The sequence below is a fragment of the Streptomyces sp. NPDC058195 genome, from assembly GCF_042883525.1.
Classification (GTDB): Bacteria; Actinomycetota; Actinomycetes; order Streptomycetales; family Streptomycetaceae; genus Streptomyces.
Map to the genome: position 1 here is coordinate 192915 of NZ_JBHVVM010000003.1, position 18998 is coordinate 211912.

General features: G+C 71.9%; 14 protein-coding genes and 1 pseudogene. 7 read left to right on the forward strand and 8 right to left on the reverse strand.

Translation table 11 applies throughout. The annotated features are described in order from the left end of the window. Nucleotides 1-85: 85 nt before the first annotated feature. From ACFVWY_RS04995 to ACFVWY_RS05015, 5 genes are read left to right on the forward strand one after another with little or no spacing between them, the layout of a single operon-like run. A complete protein-coding gene (locus tag ACFVWY_RS04995) occupies nt 86-1720 on the forward strand; it encodes an ABC transporter substrate-binding protein (protein WP_389867400.1) in 1635 nt (544 codons plus the stop codon). Further along, nucleotides 1720-2673 (forward strand): ABC transporter permease, encoded by a 954-nt coding sequence (locus ACFVWY_RS05000; protein ID WP_389867402.1) that lies wholly within the window; start codon nt 1720-1722, stop codon nt 2671-2673. The genes ACFVWY_RS04995 and ACFVWY_RS05000 overlap by 1 nt, the downstream gene beginning before the upstream one ends. After that, on the forward strand, nt 2670-3563 hold the full coding sequence (locus ACFVWY_RS05005) for an ABC transporter permease (RefSeq protein WP_389867404.1): 894 nt from the start codon (nt 2670-2672) through the stop codon (nt 3561-3563). Before ACFVWY_RS05000 ends, ACFVWY_RS05005 begins: the two co-directional genes overlap by 4 nt. Before the next feature lie 5 nt (nt 3564-3568). Next, entirely contained in the window at nt 3569-4573 is a 1005-nt protein-coding gene (locus ACFVWY_RS05010; RefSeq protein WP_389867406.1) for an ABC transporter ATP-binding protein, read from the forward strand. Continuing rightward, nucleotides 4570-5373, forward strand: a complete 804-nt coding sequence (locus ACFVWY_RS05015; protein ID WP_389867408.1) for an ABC transporter ATP-binding protein — start codon at nt 4570-4572, stop codon at nt 5371-5373. The genes ACFVWY_RS05010 and ACFVWY_RS05015 overlap by 4 nt, the downstream gene beginning before the upstream one ends. A 115-nt stretch (nt 5374-5488) precedes the next feature. On the opposite strand, the pseudogene ACFVWY_RS05020 reads toward ACFVWY_RS05015, so the two are convergent. From ACFVWY_RS05020 to ACFVWY_RS05050, 7 genes and pseudogenes are all read right to left on the reverse strand, one after another. Next, nucleotides 5489-6619, reverse strand: a pseudogene (locus ACFVWY_RS05020) (HAD family hydrolase); the annotation flags it as partial. Beyond that, entirely contained in the window at nt 6585-8339 is a 1755-nt protein-coding gene (locus ACFVWY_RS05025; RefSeq protein ID WP_389867410.1) for a beta-galactosidase family protein, read from the reverse strand. The gene ACFVWY_RS05025 and the pseudogene ACFVWY_RS05020, both read right to left, overlap by 35 nt. A 38-nt stretch (nt 8340-8377) precedes the next feature. Next, the gene (locus ACFVWY_RS05030; RefSeq protein ID WP_389867739.1) at nt 8378-10276 is read right to left on the reverse strand and encodes a glycoside hydrolase family 5 protein; all 1899 of its coding nucleotides are present in this window, start codon (nt 10274-10276) and stop codon (nt 8378-8380) included. Between the two features lie 115 nt (nt 10277-10391). Continuing rightward, complete coding sequence (locus ACFVWY_RS05035) at nt 10392-11234, reverse strand: carbohydrate ABC transporter permease (RefSeq protein ID WP_389867412.1); 843 nt, start codon at nt 11232-11234, stop codon at nt 10392-10394. Between the two features lie 7 nt (nt 11235-11241). After that, complete coding sequence (locus tag ACFVWY_RS05040; RefSeq protein ID WP_389867414.1) at nt 11242-12246, reverse strand: carbohydrate ABC transporter permease; 1005 nt, start codon at nt 12244-12246, stop codon at nt 11242-11244. A gap of 5 nt (nt 12247-12251) precedes the next feature. Further along, a complete protein-coding gene (locus ACFVWY_RS05045) occupies nt 12252-13529 on the reverse strand; it encodes an ABC transporter substrate-binding protein (RefSeq protein ID WP_389867416.1) in 1278 nt (425 codons plus the stop codon). Nucleotides 13530-13667: 138 nt separating this feature from the next. Then, nucleotides 13668-14870 carry an ROK family protein gene (locus ACFVWY_RS05050; RefSeq protein ID WP_389867417.1) on the reverse strand — a complete coding sequence of 401 codons (1203 nt, stop codon included), beginning with the start codon at nt 14868-14870 and terminating at the stop codon, nt 13668-13670. A 176-nt stretch (nt 14871-15046) separates the two neighbouring features. On the opposite strand from ACFVWY_RS05050, the gene ACFVWY_RS05055 reads away from it, so the two are divergent. Both ACFVWY_RS05055 and ACFVWY_RS05060 read left to right on the forward strand, forming a co-directional pair. Further along, the gene (locus tag ACFVWY_RS05055) at nt 15047-17173 is read left to right on the forward strand and encodes an alpha-galactosidase (protein WP_389867419.1); all 2127 of its coding nucleotides are present in this window, start codon (nt 15047-15049) and stop codon (nt 17171-17173) included. Between the two features lie 106 nt (nt 17174-17279). After that, a complete protein-coding gene (locus ACFVWY_RS05060) occupies nt 17280-18146 on the forward strand; it encodes an alkaline phosphatase family protein (RefSeq protein WP_389867421.1) in 867 nt (288 codons plus the stop codon). Between the two features lie 262 nt (nt 18147-18408). On the opposite strand, the gene ACFVWY_RS05065 is transcribed toward ACFVWY_RS05060, so the two are convergent. Beyond that, the gene (locus ACFVWY_RS05065; RefSeq protein WP_389867423.1) at nt 18409-18990 is read right to left on the reverse strand and encodes a TetR family transcriptional regulator; all 582 of its coding nucleotides are present in this window, start codon (nt 18988-18990) and stop codon (nt 18409-18411) included. Nucleotides 18991-18998 lie beyond the last annotated feature (8 nt).

Genomic DNA, 18998 nt, shown 5'->3' on the forward strand with positions numbered 1-18998 from the left:
AAAGTCTTGTGCGGGAACGTTCCCGCATTAATACTCACTCCCACTCCCAGCGCCCGTCACAACACCCGTAAAGGGGTTGGTCCGCATGCGCATGCGCAGAACCGCCGCCTTGATCACCTGTACCGCCGCCCTCGCGGTGGCCGCCACCGCCTGTTCCGGGGCCACCACCTCCCGGCAGACCGGCGCCGTGACCGACTACCGGGTCACCCCGACCTCGCCCGCCGCGAAGCGCGGACTCGACTCCCTCACCTGGTCCCTCTACGCGGAGCCGTACACCCTGGACTACGCGCTCGCGTACGACTACCCGCCCAACACCGTCCTGGCCAACGTCTGTGAGCAGCTGCTGCGGGTCACCCCCGACCACCGGATCGAGCCGGGTCTCGCGCTCGGCTTCGACCGCCCCGACCCGCGCACGCTGGTCTACACCCTGCGCCCCGGCGTCAGGTTCCACGACGGCACGACGATGACGGCCGACGACGTGGTCGCCTCCCTGAAGCGGCACCTGGACCCGGCCGTCGGATCCCCCTGGGCCTCGACGTTCAAGAACGTCAGGACGATCGAGAAGACCGGCCCGCTGGAGGTGACGCTCCGTCTGTCCAGGCCCGACGTCCTGCTGCACGAGATGATGGCCGTGTCACCCGGCACCGTGGAGAGCGCCGCGTACCTGAAGAAGGCCGGCAAGGACTACGGCACCGCGAAGGGCGGGGTCAACTGCACCGGCCCCTACGCTCTCGGCACCTGGTCCCGGGGCGACAGCGTGACGCTGAAGGCGTTCCCCGGCTACTGGGACCGTGCGCTCACCCCGAAGACCGAGTCGGTGAAGTTCACCTTCATCGAGGACCCGGCGGCACGCTCCAACGCCTTCCTCTCCGGCACCGCCGACGGCGGCTACATGGTGCCGTCCTCGGCCCTGGCCCAGCTGCGCGGCAGCGGCAAGGGGAAGGTCCTGTTCGGTCCCAACACCGCGGCCGCCGACCTCTCCGTACTCGACCTCAAGGGCACGCTCGGCGACGTCAGGGTCCGCCGGGCCCTGTCGATGGCACTCGACCGCAAGGAGATCATCAAGGCCGCGGCAGGCGGTGTGGGCGCCCCCGCCAAGGCCCCGGCGGCACGCGGCGCCTGGGCGCTGGTCCCCGAGAGCGCCGCCACGTACTACGACCCGCTTCCCGAGCCCGAGTTCGACCTCGCCAAGGCCAAGAAGCTGGTGCGGGAGGCCGGTGCGGAGGGCAAGAAGGTCACGCTGGTGACCAGCACGCTCGCCCCCGAGGTCAGCATCGTCGCCAACGCCGTGCAGGGGGCCGGTCGGCAGATCGGCCTGGACGTCCGGCTCAAGTCCGTCTCCGCGGAGGCCTACAGCAGCATCTTCGTCGATCCGTCGGCACGCGCCGGTCTCGACCTGGTGATCACCAACGGGTACGACAACACCCCGGACCCGGTCGAGTTCTACCAGTACCTGCGCACGGGCGACTTCGGGAACTACGGGAACTACTCCAACCCCGAGTTCGACGCCGCCTTCGACCGCGCGAACGCCGAACCCGACCCGCAAAAGCGCGCCAAGCTGACCGCCGGACTCCAGCGCATCGCCCTGCGGGACCTCCCCGTCATCCCGGTGTACGAGGCCCCGTACACGGTCTTCCTCGGCAACCGCATCACCGGCGCGCCGACCGGCATCGCCCAGCTCTACTACCCGTGGGCGGCCAGCATCGGAGCGGCGAAGTAATGGCCCGGTTCCTCACCGGCCGGCTGCTGGGCATGGTGGCCGTGCTGTTCGTGACCTCCCTCGTGGTCTTCGGCTCCGTCCACCTGGCCCCGGGCGACCCGGTCTCCTTCCTGCTGCACGGCCGTCCGGCCACCCCGGAGGCGGTGGAGTCGCTGCGCTCCCAGTACCACCTGGACGACCCGCTGCCCGCGCAGTACGCGCAGTGGCTCGGCGGGGCGCTGCACGGCGACTTCGGCCGCTCCGCCCAGTACCACCAGGACGTCTCGTCGCTCATCGGCTCCCGGATGAGCAGCACGCTGCTGCTCATCGGCTACGCCGCGGTGCTCGTGGCGCTGACCGGGCTGGCCGCGGGGATCGGCGCCGCGCTGCGCCCCGGGCTGTTCGACCGCTCGGTGCTCATCGGCACCGGGGTGGCCACCGCCACGCCCGCGTTCGTCACCGCCATCGTGCTGGTGTCGGTGTTCTCCGTACGGCTGGGCTGGTTCCCCGGCCCCGGCGGCACCCCCTCCGGTCTCACGGAGCGGCTGTACCACCTGACCCTGCCCGCCGTCGCGCTGGCCCTCTCCTTCGCGGGGCTGCTCGCGCGGGTGACCCGCTCGGCGATGCTCGACGAACTCGGGCGCGAGCACGTGGAGGTGGCCCGCGCCCGGGGTGTGGCGGGACGGGCCGTGGTGCGCAGGCACGTGCTGCGCAACGCGCTCGGCCCCGTCGTCACCGTCGGCGGAACGATGCTCGCCGGACTGCTCATCAGCACGTCGATCGTGGAGACCGCCTTCGACGTCCCCGGCCTGGGCTCCCTGCTGGTGCAGGCGGTGACGGCCAAGGACTTCGCCGTCGTCCAGGCGATCACCCTGCTCAGCGTGGCGGCGTTCGCCGTGGTGAACCTGGCCGTCGACCTGCTCGTCCCGCTCATCGACCCCCGTCTGACCCTCCGGGGGGAAGGCTCCTCATGACCTCACCAGCAACCGCGGCCGCACCGGCGCGGGCGCCCCTCGGGCCGTCCCGCCGACCGGGCCTGCGCCGCCTGCGCCTGCTCGGCCAGGGCCCCGCGTTCACCGTCTCCGTCGCGGTGCTCGCCGTACTCGTCCTGGTCGCCGCGCTCGCCCCGGTCCTCGCGCCGTACGACCCCGAAGCGCTCGACCTCGCGTCCAGTCTGGTCGGGACCACCGGCGACCACCTGCTCGGCACCGACCAGTCCGGGCGGGACATCCTCTCCCGGCTGATCCACGGCGCGCGCACCGGTCTGCTGGGCCCGCTGCTGATCGTCGTCGTCTCCACCGCCCTCGGTACGGTGCTCGGCACGGTCGCGGCCTGGCGGGGCGGCTGGGCGGACACCGTCCTGTCCCGGTCGATGGACCTGGTGTTCGCGATTCCCGGGCTGCTCCTCGCGATCCTGCTCGTCGCCGTGATCGGCTCCGGGATGACGGCTCCGGTGATCGCCATGGCCGTGGCCTACACGCCGTACGTGGGACGGCTGGTGCGCGGGATCGCCCGGCAGGAGAAGGCCCGCCCCTACATCGAGTCCTACCGGGTGCAGGGCTGGTCCGGCTGGACGATCTGCCTGCGCCATCTGCTCCCCAACGTCGCGCCGACGGTGTTCGCGCAGTCCGCGATGAACTTCGGGTACGCGCTGATGGACCTGGCGGCGCTGTCCTACCTCGGCTTCGGGGTCCAGCCGCCGGCCGCCGACTGGGGCGCCATGATCAACGACGGTCAGTCGGCCGTCCTCCAGGGAGCGATGTTGCCCGCTCTCGCGCCCTCGGCCTGCATCGTGCTCGCCGTGGTGGCGTTCAGCATCGTCGGCGAGGGCATCGCCGACCGGATCGCACGGCGGGAACGGTGAACGACATGACCGAGCGCACCACCTCCACGGGCGCCCCCGGTGACACCCCCGTACTGGAGATCGACGGGCTCGGCATCCGGCTGCCCGGCGACCGGGCCGCGCGCCCGATCCTCGACGGGGTGAGCCTGCGGGTCGCCGCGGGCGAGACCGTCGGCCTGGTCGGCGAGTCGGGCTCCGGCAAGTCCGTGGCCTGCCGCAGTGTGCTCGGCCTGCTGCCGTCCGGCGCGCACACCACCGGACAGGTACGGGTCGGCGGCCGGGACGTGCTCACCCTGGGCCGTACGGAGCTGACCGAGCTGCGGACCCGTCAGGTCGCCATGGTCTTCCAGGACCCGCGCGCCTCGGTGAACCCGCTGCGCCGGGTCGGGGACTTCCTCACCGAGGGGCTGCGCGCTGCCGGAACCCCCGCAGCCGCGGCCTCGGCGCGGGCCGAGGAACTGCTCGGCGCGGTCGGCATCCGGGATCCGCGCGGAGCCCTGCGCCGCTACCCGCACCAGTTCTCCGGCGGGATGCTGCAACGGGTGGTGATCGCCGCGGCGCTCGCCGCCGAACCCGCGCTGCTCGTCGCCGACGAACCGACCACCGCGCTGGACGTCACGACGCAGGCGGAGATCATCGCGATCCTCACCCGGCTGCGCGCCGAACGCGGCACCGGCCTGCTCTTCGTCACGCACGACCTCGAACTGGCCGCCGCGATCTGCGACCGGGTGTACGTCATGTACGCCGGCCGGATCGTCGAGACCCGGGGGACGGACGAGCTGTTCGACCGGCCCCGGCACCCGTACACGGCGGGGCTGCTCGCCTGCACGCCCCGCATCGAACGGGACGCGGCCCCGCCCCGGCCCATCCCCGGCCGCCCGGTCTCGCTCGCCGAGGCCCCGCCGGGCTGCGCCTTCGCCGCGCGCTGCGCCCACGCGCTGCCGCGCTGCACCGAAGAACCGCCCGCGCTGGCCCGGTACGGCGACGGGCTCGCCGCGTGCCACCGCGCCGACGAAGGGATCACACGGTGAAGCAGGCCACGACGACCGAGAACGGCCTGGTGGTCGAGGGGCTGCGCAAACGGTACGGCGAGCACCAGGCGGTCGACGGCGTGTCCTTCGCCCTGGCCCCGGGCGACTGCCTCGCCCTGGTCGGGGAATCGGGGAGCGGCAAGACGACCACCGTACGGATGCTCGTCGGCCTGGAACGCCCCGACGGCGGCACGGTGCGCCTCGACGGCCGGGACCGCTCGTCCCGGGCCCGCGGCCGGGCCGAACGGCTGGCCCGGGCCCGGGAGATCCAGATGGTCTTCCAGGACCCGTACCTCTCGCTGGACCCCCGGGTGCCGGTGGCGGACTGCGTGGCGGAGGTGCTGCGCTTGCACACCCGGCTCGCTCCGGCGGCCCGTGCCGCCCGGGTGCGGGAGCTCCTGGAGCAGGTCGGGCTCGGCGAGCGCGAGGCGGCGGCGCTGCCCCGGGCACTCTCCGGCGGTCAGCGCCAGCGGGTGGCCATCGCCCGAGCCCTCGCGGTGGAACCGCGGGTGCTCGTCCTGGACGAGGCGGTCGCGGCGCTGGACGTCTCGATCCAGGCCCAGATCCTCGACCTGCTCGCCACGATCCGCCGCGCATCGGGGATCGCGTACCTCTTCGTCACGCACGACCTCGCCGTGGTGCGGCACGTGGCGTCGACCGTGCTGGTGCTCAAGGGCGGGCAGGCGGTGGAGTCGGGCCCGACGGAACGGGTGCTGGACACGCCGGAGCACCCGTACACCAGGCTGCTCCTCGACTCCGTCCCCCGGCGCGGCTGGGACGCCTCGCTCGGCCGTACCTGAGGACGGGCCCGGCAACGATGTCCCGGAGCAGGCCGAGGTGCACGTCCTCCAGACCGCGAGCGACGGTCCGGCGCGGTGCCGCGGGAATGGGGATCAGCGAGGGCACGGCCAGGACCGTGCAGCCGGCCGCCTCCGCGGAGGCGACACCGGCCGGGCTGTCCTCCACGGCGACGCACGCGGCGGGGCTGACGTCCAGGGCCGTCAGGGCCGCCTGGTAGGGGTCGGGAAACGGCTTGGTGCGCGGTGTCTCCCCCGCGGCGAAGGAAACGGTGAACCAGTGCCGCCCGAGCACGTCGAGGACGATGTCCACGACGGACCGGGGGGAGGCCGAGACCAGCGCCGTGGCCACCCCCGCGGCGTGGATCGACGCGAGGAGTTCCACGGCCCCCGGCAGCGGAACGACCTGGCCGCTCACCTGCTCGGTGAAGCGCCGTTCGAGGGCCGCCGCGATCCGGGGCGCCCCGGCCCTGCCGGTCGTGCGCAGCGCGAGGTGGTCGGCGCTGTCCTCGATCGCCCGGCCGAGGACGAACGGAAGGTCCTCGTCCGTGAGCGGCTGTCCCAGCGCGAGGGCTTCCTCCTCGACCGCTTGCCGCCAGAGCCGCTCGGTGTCGACGAGCGTGCCGTCCATGTCGAAGAGGACGGCCTGGAGTTCGGTGGGCACGAAGACTCCCTGGATGTGTGCGTGAGCGGACCCGGCCGGACGGCCGGATCCGGAGGTCGTGGACGGGACCGGGGCTTGGTCCGAAGCCCTCCCGGGGTGTTCCAGGAGGTCCGGCCCGGCCACGGTGTCCCGCGGGACGGCTGCGGTCCGCTCGGTCCGGGCGCGTGCGCCGTGGACTGCGTCGTCGCGTACGTGGTCACCACCGTGCGGCCCGGGGCGACGCGGACGCCGGACCCGGGGCGGGCACGGCACCGAAGGCGGTGCCCGCCCCGGGCGAACGGGGCTCCGCCGAGGACGGCGGTGCCCGTTCCCGGAGCGGCCAGCACCCGCCGCGCGGCGTCCACGAGACCGTTCCGTCCGGTGCGGACCGCCCGGCGGGTCTCCTCGGTGGTGGCGCCGCCCGACATCCGGGGAGCCGCTCCCCCGCTCTGAGCGGTGCGGTGCGCTGCGGGCGTGGACGGCCGGGCGGACCCGCTGGTCCCGTACGCGGCCGAACCGTTGCCCGGTCAGGCGTCTCCCGCCGGGCACGGTGTGCTCGGTGGCGGGGCGGTCACTCCTCGGTGGGCCCGAGGTCGGGTGTGTCACGCAGGTGGACGCGGCCGGTGGCGGTGGCGTGGAGTTCGAGGACGGTGATCTCGTTGGGCCCGGGTCTGAGGACGGGCCCGGGAACGTACAGGCTGCTCTGGGGCCCTCGGGACCAGTAGCGGCCCAGGGAGAATCCGTTGATCCAGGCGACGCCCTTGGTCCAGCCGTCGAGGTGGAGAAAGGTGTCGGCGGGCTCGTCCACGGTGAGGACCCCGTGGTGGAACGCCGGACCCACCGGGCGGCGGACGGGATCGGCGGACCGGTGGACGAAGTCACCGGGCCGGTCGAGGGGCAGGGCGCGACTGCGCCAGGCCGTGGGCGGGCGGCCGTTGACCGTCGTACGGCCGATGAGGCCCTTGCGGTCGTGGAGTCCGGGTCCGTAGTTGACGCGGCCCTGGTTCTCCACGAGTACGGCGAGCCGGGCTCCGGGGCGGGGCACGGTGAAGGAGAGGGTGTGTTCGTGGTTCTCGCGCTCCAGGACGCCGACCGGCTGGCCGTCGACGAAGACCTGGGCGCGGTCGTGGACCCGCTCGATGTGCAGGACGGCCGGGCCGGGCGTGGGCAGTTCGGTCTCGTGGAGGACGAACCCGAAGGGGTGGCCGAGTTCCTCCATGGTCAGGGGGCGGTCGGCGGTCACCGGGGTGCCCAGGGCGTCGGCCTGCTCCAGCAGCCCGACGCTGCGGGTGAGTTCCACCGGCCCGAACGCGGTTTTGGGGGCGGCGGGAGGCAGCGGCTCGTCGGGGACCGGGGCGTGGCGGGCGATGACCTCGCGGAAGGCTTCGTACTTGGCGGTGGGGTCGCCCGCTTCGTCGAGGAGGGCGTCGTAGTCGTAGGAGGTGACGGTGGGACGGTACGTTCCCTTGTCGTTGGCCCCGTTGGTGAAGCCGAAGTTGGTACCGCCGTGGAACATGTAGATGTTGACGGAGGCGCCCGCGGAGAGCAGCCGGTCGAGGTCGGCGGCGGCGTCGGCCGGGTCGCGGCGGGTGTGGATGCCTCCCCAGCGGTCGAACCAGCCGATCCAGAACTCCGTGCACATCAGCGGTCCGTGCGGCCGCAGTTCACGCAGGGCGTCGAGTCCGGCGGTGACACGGCTGCCGAAGCTGGCGGTGGGCAGAACGCCGTCGAGGCTTCCCCGCGCGAGATCTGCGGGCTGGTCGCAGGTGAACAGGGGGATGTCCACGCCGTGGCGGCGCAGCATCGCGGCTAGTTCGGCCAGGTAGGCGGTGTCGTCGCCGTGGGCGCCGTACTCGTTCTCGATCTGGAGGGCGAGGACCGGCCCGCCGTTGCTTCCCAGATAGGGGTGGAGCGGGGGCAGCAGGGAGGCGAAGTACCCGTCGACCGCCCGCAGGAAACGGGGGTCGCCGCTGCGCAGGACGAGCCCCTCCTCGGCGAGCAGCCAGGAGGGCAGGCCACCGCCCTCCCATTCCGCACAGATGTACGGGCCGGGCCGGAGCAGGACGTGGAGCCCTTCGGCGGCCGCGGTGTCGAGGAACCGGGGCAGGTCGAGACCTCCGTCGAGATGGAACTCCCCGCGGCGCGGGGCGTGCAGGTTCCACGGGACGTAGGTCTCGACCGTGTTGAGACCCAGCAGCCGTGCCTTACGGAGCCGGTCGGCCCACTGCTCCGGATGGACGCGGAAATAGTGCAGGGCTCCGGAGATGATGCGGAACGGTCGGGCGTCGAGACGGAAGCCGTCGTCGGCGATCTCCAGCAGGGGCATGGCTGTGGTGCTCCTCAGGTGGTACGGATCCGGTGGGTTCAGCCGAGCGCGCGGCACAGCAGGGCGTCGGGCACGCCGCCGTGGTTCCACTTCCATGTGTAGGCGACGCCCGCGAGGTACTCGTTGTCGGCGCACTGGCCCTTGTAGTGGCCCGGGGCCCAGTCGCTGCCGGTCGATCCGCCGGTGGCGGGCCGGTTGTCACCGCTGTCGAACCAGACCGTGCGGCCGTCCGCGGGCAGGGAGGCGGCCGCCGGGGCGCACAGGAGGGCCGCCATGGCGTTCTTGTTCACGCTGTAGCCGACCGTGAAGGTGCTGGCGGGGCACTGGAGCTTGTTGTAGCCGCTCGCCCAGTCGCCGCCGGTGACGTACCGCTCGTCGGTGACGACGGTCCAGGCGCCGTTGCCCTTCGCCGGCTGGCCCGCGTCGGTGCACAGTCCCCGGCTGTTGCCGCGGCCGAGGCCGGTGAGCCGCTGGCTGTCCGGGCAGTTGCCCTTGCGGTTGCCCGCGGACCAGTCGGGTCCGGCCAGCTTGGTGGCGGAGACGTTGTAGTCGGCATAGTCCAGGTTCAGCATGTTCCAGCGGGGTGCGGGGGCGACCGGACCGGTCCGGCCCGAGGCGTTGACCAGCTTGTTCCATGCGGTGGTGCGCCAGTCGCCGGTGTCCATGACGCCGAGCCGGGTGCCGTCCTTGCTGTAGTTGACCATCGCCCAGTTGTCCTGCGGGGTGCCGTTCGCGTCGGTCCAGCCGACCAGGGGCCAGATGGCGAAGTCGGAGTCGTTCTTCACCAGGATGTCGGTGAAGTTGGCGAACCAGGCACGTTCCTTGGCGTCTGTGTCACCTCGGCCGCCGGCACCGAACTCGCTGATCCACACGGGTGCGGTGAAGTGCTGGCCGGACCGGGTGACGAACAGGGCCTGGTCGTCGACGACCTGCGCGAGCTGCGTGGGGGTGAGCTCCTCGTAGCGCGGGTCGTGGGTCTCTCCCGTTCCGGTGGCGCCGGTGTGGTTCGGGCCGGTGTAGCCGTAGAAGTGGGCCGCGTAGACGAGTTTGCCGGAGTGGATCAGGGTGTTGGAGAGAGTGGCGACCGGGGTGAGTGTCGGGCGGCTGTGCGGGGTCAGGTCGGTCGGTATGCCCTGCCAGTTGATGCCCTCCATGACGACGAGCATGTCCGGGTTGGCCTGGAGGATCTTGTTGCCCGCTTCTTCCAGGGCCTTGTTGAGGTCGTGGTCATCGCCCCAGCCCCAGTTCGCGTCGTTCCAGGTGTCCCGGCGGACCTCGTTGCGCAGGTCTGCTCCGACGACCCGCTTGTCGTTGCGGTAGCGCTTGGCCAGGAACACCCAGTCGTCGACCCACTGCTGGGTCGACTGGCCGCTGTTCCAGCGTTCGTTGCCGTCCAGTCCGCAGCAGAACCGGTAGCTGGTGGTGTGGTTGTTGAGGATGACGGCGAAGCCGTCCGCGGTCAGGGCGCCGACGACGGCGTCGAGGATCTGGAGCGGGGTCTTGCCCTTGAGCTGCGGATTGGCGGTGACGGCCGAGTCCGGGACGGTGCTCGTGTCGTGGATGAGCGCGTTGGCGAACGGGAGCCGGATGCTGTTGAGGCCCAAGGTGTGGAAGTCGTCCAGGATCTGGGCGATCGGCTTCCGGTCGAGACCGAGTGGGATGTTGTGCGACATCTGCCGCGCCTGGTGGTTCGCCACGTCGTTGACGTCACCGCTGCCCTGCCAGGTTCCCTGGGCACCGGCCCAGTTGCCGGACTTGAGTTTGAACCGGTCGCCGTCGGCGTCGACGACGTACCGGTCCCGGGTGGAGAGCGGGCCGGTCCATGAGGCGGCGAGCTCAGCGCCGGTGAGGACCGCGGGCGAAGGCGCCGCCGCCGGACCGGCCGCGGCGGCGGTGGTGGTGGGGACGAGGGCGCAGAGAAGGAGCGCGGACGACATGGCGAGAGCCGCGGTCGCGCGTCGGAGCGAAGTGATGCGAGGTGTCACGGAGAAGCTCCTTACGGGTGGGGGGTGGTGCCTGCCTGGGTGCGTGGTGCGTGAGGGCGCGGCGGGTTCATCCCTTGAGGCCGCTGGTGGCGATGCCTTCGACGATGTGGCGCTGGGCGACGAGGAACATGACGACCAGGGGGGTGATGGTGACGACCGCACCGGCGAAGAGTCCGGGCAGATTGATGGTCTGCGAGGTGAGGAAGGTGGACAGGGCGATCTGCGCGGTCCAGGCGGAGGGGTCCTGGCCGATGACCAGCGGCCACAGGAAGGAGTTCCAGCTCTCGATGAAGGACAGCGCGCCCAGCGAGGCGAGCATCGCCCCGGAGCTCGGCAGGGCGACCCGGCGGTAGATACCGAGCCAGCCCAGGCCGTCGATGCGTCCGGCGTCCTCGATCTCGCTGGGGAACTGGAGGTAGAAGTTGCGGAACAGCAGGACCGCGAACGGGTTGAACAGACCGGGCGCGATGATGCCCCACAGGGTGTTGACGCCGCCCATGGAACCGACGACGACGAAGGTCGGTACGAAGGTGACCGAGCCGGGGATCATCAGGGTGGCGACCACCAGGCCGAGCATCGCCCCGCGGCCCGGAACGGGAATCCTGGCGAGGGCGTACCCGGCGGCGGAGGCCAGCAGGGTGGAGACCGGCGCGGTGACGGCGGCGATGAGCAGTGAGTTGCCGAGCGCCGGGCCCATGGAGACGGAGGGGTCGTCGAACAGGGCGGTGAAGTTCTCGAAGTGCATCGTCGAGGGCCACCACGTCCACTCCGGCGCCGTGAGGCCCCGCGCGTCCATGAGGGAGTTGCGGAGCATCAGGTAGAAGGGCGCCAGAAAGGCTGCTGTGAGGAGGCCGATGAGCAGGCCGCGGGCGAGGGTGCGCGCGGTGCGGAACACGGGCGAGGTGGTCATGCGCTTCTCACTCCCCGCCCTTGCCGAACCCGGTGATGCGTCCCTGGATCAGGGTCACTCCGACGATGAGGGCGGTCAGCACAAAGGCCCCGGCCGAGCCCAGACCGTAGTTCTGACTTCCCATGGCGGTGTTGTAGAGGTGGACGAGCGGGGTCTGTACGGGGGCGGCTCCGGTGCCGGAGAGCCCGCTGTTGAACAGGTTGTAGAACTCGTCGAAGGCCTGGAAGGCGGCGATGAACAGCAGCATCAGCACGGCGACAGAGGTGTTGCGCAGCATGGGCAGGGTGATTCCGGTCAGCAGGCGTCGGCCTGTTGCGCCGTCAAGTGCGGCGGCCTCGTAGAGTTCCTTGGGGATGGCCTGGAGTCCGGCCAGGAAGAGCACCATGTAGAAGCCGACCTGGAGCCAGAGGCGCAAGGTGACCAGGACGATCCAGTAGAGCGGTGGTGAGGTGGTCTGCAGCCAGGCCGCGGGCTCCGCTCCGAACCAGCCGCCGATCATATTGGCGATGCCCGTCGGCAGGCCGTTGAACAGGCACATCTTCCACAACAGCGACGCCGCGACGTACGAGACGGCCGCTGGTATGAGGAAGGTGGTGCGCAGCAGGGCCCGGCCGCGCCGGACGCGGTGCACCAGCAGGGCCAGTCCGAAGGACGCGGCGAAGGTGACGGGCACGATGAACGCGGTGAACAGCAGGATCTGGAGCAGTGAGCCGCGGAACGCCTGATCGGCCAGGAGGGTCCGGTAGTTGTCGAGTCCGACCCATCGGCCGAGGGCGATGGTGCCGCGTGCGTCGCTGAAGCTGAGAAGGAAGCTCCAGCCGATCGCGACGTACTTGAAGACGCCGAGCCCGATCAGTGTCGGCGCGGTCAGCAGCACGAACGCGAACCACCCGGACCGCCCCACCCGGCGTCGGCCGGTGCGGGGCCCGCCGGTGCGGGCGGCGCCCGGCGGGGTGGTCGCGGAGCGCCGGGCCCGCGCGGGTATCGGCGCGGTGCCGTTCGCCGGAGTCATCGGATTCACCGGCCGAGCTGCTTGTCGATCTCGCGCTGAGCCTTCTTCACCGCGTCGGCCAGGACGGCGGCCGGGTCGCCCTGCCCGCCGACGATCTTCGCCGCGGCGCCGTTGAAGGCGCTGCTGACCGCGGTGTCCCAGGTCCCCGGGTTGTGCTTCCCGTACTTCGCGGCCAGTGCCACGGCCTCCTTGGCGGGGCCCGCGGACAGTTTCTCCGCGGTCGCCGCGACGGAGGTCCGCGGCGGAACGTGGAGTCCGTAGCTCCCGGCGAAGTCCTTCTGGAGCTCGGACTGCCGGACCCACAGCCACTGGACGAACTTCTTGGCCTCGGCCACGTGGTCACCCTTGGCGTTGACACAGCTGGTCCAGCCGCCGACCCGTACGGCCGGACTGCCGCCGGTCTTGTACGCGGGCCAGGGCAGCACGCCGAAGTCGTCGCCGAGCGCGGACGAGACGGCGGGCATCGCCCACAGCCCGCTCCACTGCATCGGGACCGACCCCTGGGTGAGGGCGGAGGGATCCCACCAGTCGGTGGGGAAGCCGAGCAGCAGCGACTTGTCGTCGTGCAGGCGCTTCAGGCCCTTCAGCGCTTCGAGCGCGCCGTCCGAACCGAACGCCACCGTGCCGTCGGGGGTGACGAGGTCGCCGCCGTTGGACCAGACGGAGAGGATCGCGGAGTCACCGACCGCGTCGTTGCCGAGGAACAGGCCCTTCGTCTTCCTGGTGGACAGGGCCTCCGCCGCCGCCGCCAGTTCACCGAAGGTCGTGGGCGGGGTGATCCCGGCCTTCGAAAGGGCGCTCTTGCGGTAGTAGAGCATCATGACGTCGTCGACCATCTTGACGCCGTAGAGCTTGCCGTCGACGGTGACCGTCTCCATGGCATTGGTGTTGAAGTCGCTCCTGGCGCTGCCGTACACGTCGTCCACTGCGGCGATCTGGCCCCGGCGGGCGAGACTCTCGCTGAAGTCGCCGATCTCGAAGACATCGGGAGCCCCGTCGGTCAGCAGGGTCGCGTTCAGCTTTCCCGAGTAGTCGCCGGGAACCCAGGTCACCTTGACGGCTATGTCCGGGTTGGCCTTGGTGAACTCCTTGGCGTAGCGGAGCGCGGCCTGCTGGGCACCGGCCTCGCCGTAGGCGTGGTACCAGACGTTGAGGGTGGTGCTGGCGGAGGAACCGCCGCCGGGGTTGGTGCTGCAGGCGGTCGTCAGGACCGTTCCCGCGGTGATCAGCAGCGATCCCGTGAGGAATCCTCGTCGGCTAAGCTCGAATCTGCGTGCGCTCATGTCGCATTTCCTTGTGTGAGGGTGTGTACGGGGCGGATGTGCTCCCTGGCGGGCGCCTTCGTGAGTGCTTGCCGGCAGAAGAGGGCGCGGTCAGGGAGTCGTGCGGGATGGCGGTGAGGGTGCCGGTCGTCGTGGCGGTCAGCCGAAGCCGATCGTGGATGTCGCCGCGGGCTGCGGGAAGAGCGCCTGGACGGCCACGGCCGCGCCGCCGCGGGCCCACTCCTCCCAGGGCAGCGGGCGCAGCAGCAGCGGGCAGCGGGACGCCGCGCCGAAGGCGTGCGCGGCGTACGCGTCCTGGATGTGGCCGCTGAACAGGTCGTAGGCGTCAGCTCCTTCGCCGCTGACCACCACACGCTCCGGGCCGACGAGATTGACCAGTGCGGCGATGCCGACCCCGATGGCCTGTCCGGCCCGGGCGAAGGCATCCCGGGCCGCGGAGTGGCCTTCGCGGGCCATGCCGACGGCCTCGTCGAACGTGAGGCGCGGTTGCGCGGTGGAGCGGCGGACCGCCGTGAGAATCGCGTCGGTCGAGGCGATCGCCTCGACACATCCGCGTGCGCCGCAGCGGCAGCGCGGCCCTGCCGGGTCCACGCAGATGTGTCCGACCTCGCCCGCCACCCCGTGGGCGCCCCTGAGCAGATGCCCGTTGACGACGAGGGCGGAGCCGATGCCCGCGCCGATGGTGACCAGCGCGAAGTAGCCGGTTCCGATGCCTTCTCCGAACCAGTGCTCGGCGACCGTCAGGGCCCTGACGTCGTTCTCGACGGTGACGGTCAGCCCCGTGGCGGCGGCGAGCAGTCCGCCGAGCGGGACGTCGCGCCAGCCGAGGAGGCCGGAGTGGCGGAGCCTGCCGCTCTCCCGGTCCACGTCACCGTTGACGGCGACGCCGAGATGACGTGTCCGTTCCCGGAACGCGGGGTTCTCGTCGAGGAGTCCGTCGACCAGCTCGGCGACGAGCGCGGCGGCGGGCTCGGGGGCGAGTTCGGGGGTGCGCACTTCGAGCGGTTGGCAGGCGGTGGCCCGTATGCCGGCCCGCAGATCGCAGACGGCGCCGAAGAGCTGGTCGGCACTGATCTTCAGCCCGATGAAGTACTCCCGGTCGGGATCGACCGCGAGCGGGTTGACCGGTCGGCCAGCACCGGGAGCGGTGCGCTCCGGCGGGAGTTCGTACAGGTAGCCGTCGTTGATGAGCGGTCGGGCGGCCTTGGTGACCGCCGTCGAGGAGAGCCCTGTCCGCCGGGCCAGTTCCACTCTGCTGAGCGGTCCCTCCGCGAGGAGCAGGGCGAGGACAGCGGTCTCGGCAGGTGCACTGACCAGAGGCTGGGAGTGTTGTCGAAGCACGGGTGCAACGTAGAGGAAATAAATAACTTCTTCCAGTATTGATTTGGGAGTTGAGGTCGTCCTACGCTCAGGCCGCCCCGTCTCACCAACCCGGGGCCGCTCGCGGCATCGGCCGTGCCTCCGTCACGCCGCCCCGGGTCTGCCCCCGTTCTCTCCGCACGTCAGGGGACCAATCCGTGCACGCCACGCCTCCGCCCGTCACCTTCGACCCCGGTCTCGGCCTCGCGGTGCTCCGTACGCCGAACAGCCAGTACGCGCTCCGTGTAGCCCCCGACGGCAGCCCCCGGCACCTGTATTGGGGTGCCCCGCTCGACACCATCGGTCTCACGGCGCTGCCGGATCCCGTCTCCCCGGCGGCGAGCAGCTTCGAGTCCGACGCCGCCGCCGACGAACTCGCGCCGCAGACCGGGGCGCGGTTCGGACCGGCGGGCCTCCGGGTCCGCTTCGCCGACGGCACCAGGGGCACCCAATGGCACTTCGCCGGTCACACCGTCGACGGCGGGGAACTGCGGCTGCACCTCACCGACCGGCATCGCCCGCTGCGAACGGACCTGTGCTATCGCGTCCGGACGGACACCGACGTCGTCGAGCGCTGGACGGAACTGACCCACACCGGGCCCCCGGACGGCCCGCCGGACCCGGTCGTCGTCGAGCGGCTGGACTCCGCCTCCTGGACCGCTCCCCCGCTGGCGGACTACCGGCTCAGCCATCTGGTCGGCGGCTGGAACAGCGAGTTCCAGCTTCGCCGCGACCGGCTCCCCGTCGCCGAAACCGTACTGACGAGCCGTCGCGGACTCACCGGGCACCACGCGAGTCCCTGGCTGGCCCTCGACGACGGCGCCGCGTCGGAGGAGCACGGCGAGGTGTGGAGCACCGCGCTCGCCTGGAGCGGGAGCTGGCGTATCACGGTCCACCGCGATCCGGTCGGCCGCACCAACTGGACCGGAGGCTTCGGCCACGAGGGCCTCGCCTGGACCCTGGCACCGGGCGAGACCATCCGCACCCCGGTGTACGCCGGGCTCTACACCCCGCACGGCTTCGGCGGCGCCAGCCGTGCCTGGCACGACTACGTGCGCGCGCACGTGCTGCCGGAGCCCGGACGGGACCGGCCGGTCCTCTACAACTCGTGGGAGGCCACCGGGTTCGATGTCGACGAGGCCGGTCAGATCCGCCTCGCGCACCTGGCCGCCCGGCTCGGTGCGGAGCTCTTCGTCCTGGACGACGGCTGGTTCGGTGCCCGTCGCGACGACCGGGCGGGGCTCGGCGACTGGACTCCCCGGCCCGGGGCCTTCCCGCGCGGAGTGCGTCCGCTCGCCGACGAGGTGCACCGCCTCAAGATGGACTTCGGGCTGTGGGTGGAGCCGGAAATGGTCAACCGCGACAGCGATCTGTACCGGGCTCATCCTGACTGGGTCATGCACTCCCCGCACCTCGACGCGACCGAGCTCCGCAACCAGCTGGTACTGAACTTCGCCCGGCCGGAGGTCGAGGCATGGGCGCTGGAGACCCTCGACGGGATCGTGCGGGAGCACGGCGTCGACTGGCTCAAGTGGGACGCCAACCGGCCCTTCACCGAGGCAGGCTGGGACGGGCACCCCGACCCCGACCGGCTGTGGATCGACCACACCCGGGCCGTCTACCGGGTCATGGGCCGGCTCCGGGAGTCCCACCCCGGGCTGCGCATCGAGGCGTGCGCGGGCGGCGGCGGGCGCGTCGACCTCGGGGTCCTCGCCCGTACCGACCAGGCGTGGCCCTCGGACAACACCGATCCGGTCGACCGGATCTGCGTCCACCACGGTTTCGGACAGCTCTTCCCCGCCCAGGCCATGGCCGCGTGGGTCACCGACAGCCCCAACCCCGCCACCGGCCGACGCACCCCGCTGCGCTTCCGCTTCCACGTCGCGATGGCCGGGGCGCTGGGAATCGGCGGGGACCTGACGTCCTGGTCCGACGAAGAACTCGACGAGGCCGCCGCACTCGTCGCCCAGTACAAGCGCGTCCGCCCCCTCGTGCAGCGGGGGCACCAGCACCGTCCCGTCACGGACGGCCCGACGACCGCCGTGCACTACGCGTCGCCCGACGGCAGCGAGCACGCACTCCTCGTGTGGCGCCCCGCCACCCGCTTCGGCCACCACCCCGCCCCCGTGCGGCTGCCCGCCCTCGACGCCGGGGCGCGGTATCTGGACCCGGACCTGGACCAGGTGCACGACGGCGCCGTCCTGGTGCACCGGGGCATCGATCCGCGGCTTCCGGCCGGTGACTACGCCAGCAGCCTGATCCGGCTCCGCCGCCTCGGCCCCTGACGCTCCCCGCCCCGCCCCTCCCCTCCCCCTCTCCGCTCCCCGCTCCCCGCTCCCCGCTCCCCGCTCCCCGCTCCCCGCCCGTACACGATCACGTCTGGATCCGCTGATGGACACCCTGCAGGACACCTCCCACGACACCGCCCGCGTGCTGGTGGTCGGCATCGACGGCGTACGCCTGGATCTGCTCCCCGGACTCGCCACCCCCCACCTCGACGGGATAGCCCGCGCGGGCTTCCTGGAGCCCGTCGAGGTGGACCCCGCGACCCCCACGATGTCGGGGCCGTGCTGGACCACGATCGTCACCGGCGTCGGTGTCGCCAAGCACGGGGTGTGGGCCAACCGGCTCGACGGCAACCGCCTCGACGTCTTCCCCGACTTCACGACCCGGCTCGCCGCCGAGTGCGGGCGCCGGACGTTCGCCGTCGGTGGCTGGGCGCCGCTCTTCCTCGCGCAGCAGGGCGGGCCGCTCTTCGTGGCCCCGACCCGGCTCGCCTACGTCGCTCCCCGGGCGGACACCCCCGAGGCGTGGGAGGAGGCGGACGAGAAGGTGACCGCCGAGGCGGAACACCTCCTCGGCCTGGACGAAGAGCTCCACGCCGGCTTCGTCTACCTCGGCGCCGTCGACGAGACCGCCCACTTCCTCGGCTGCGGCCAGGAGTACCGCCGGTCGGTCGAGGCCGCCGACCGGCGTCTCGGCCGGCTCCTCACCGCCATACGGCAGCGTCCCGGTCACGCGGCGGAGGACTGGACGGTGATCGTGGTGACGGACCACGGACACCGCGACGAAGGGGGCCACGGCGGGCGCAGCCCGCAGGAGCGTACGGCCTGGATCGCCGCGTGCGGTCCGGGACTGCCCGCGGGCAGGGCACCCTCGGCCCTCCACCACGCCGACGTCGCGGCCCAGGTCTACACCGCCCTCGGCATCTCCCCCGACTCGCACTGGACCCTGGACGGCACCGCCTTCTCCGTCTGACCCACCGGAAGACCTCCATGAACGGCCACCGCCTGCGGCGCGGCCGAGAGCGGCACGGCCGCGGCAGGCGCTTCCTCAACGAGGGCCTCGGCAGTCGTGTCCGTGACCGCGCCGCGCGGCCTCCTGCCACGTGCCCGCCGCCGTCACGATGCTCAGCGACACGTCCCGCAAGCCGCGGGCGGAGAGCTGATCCTTTCGGCCCTCCCCCTTTGAGGGCACCCACCGCGACCGAGGGCGCGGTGGGTGCCCTCGACGCGTTTCCTCAGGGCGTGGGCGCGGTGAGATACCGCTGGACCGTGGGTCCGAGCCAGTCCACGATCTCGTCGCGGTCGAGCGCCATGCTCGCCGGGAAGCGCAGCACGTAGCGCGTCAGCGCGAGTCCCAGCACGGCCGAGGCGCACAGCGCCGCCCGCGTCGGCGCCTGCTCCGGATCGGGGCCCACCTCGCGGGCCAACGGGATCAACTGCTCGCGCAGCACGCTCTGCATGCGATCGGCGGCGGCCGGATCGGTGGCTCCGACCCGCATCAGCGCGGTGAGCTCCCCGTTCTCCTCCCACAGGGAGAGGAAGTGGCTCACCAGCGTACGGCCGATCTCCTCGCGCGGTTCGACGGGCAGGTCGAGCAGGCCGGGATCGATCGCGACGGCAGTCGCGAACAGGCCCGCCTTGCTGTCGTAGTAGCGCATCACCATCGACGGGTCGATCTTCGCGTCGCGGGCGATGGCCCGGATGGTCGCCCTCTCGTAGCCGTCTGCCGCGAACCGCTGGCGGGCCGCGGTCAGGATCGCGGCGCGGGTCGCGTCGGAACGCCGTGCAGCCTGCTGGTTCTCCGTGATGCCGGTCATGCCCACGA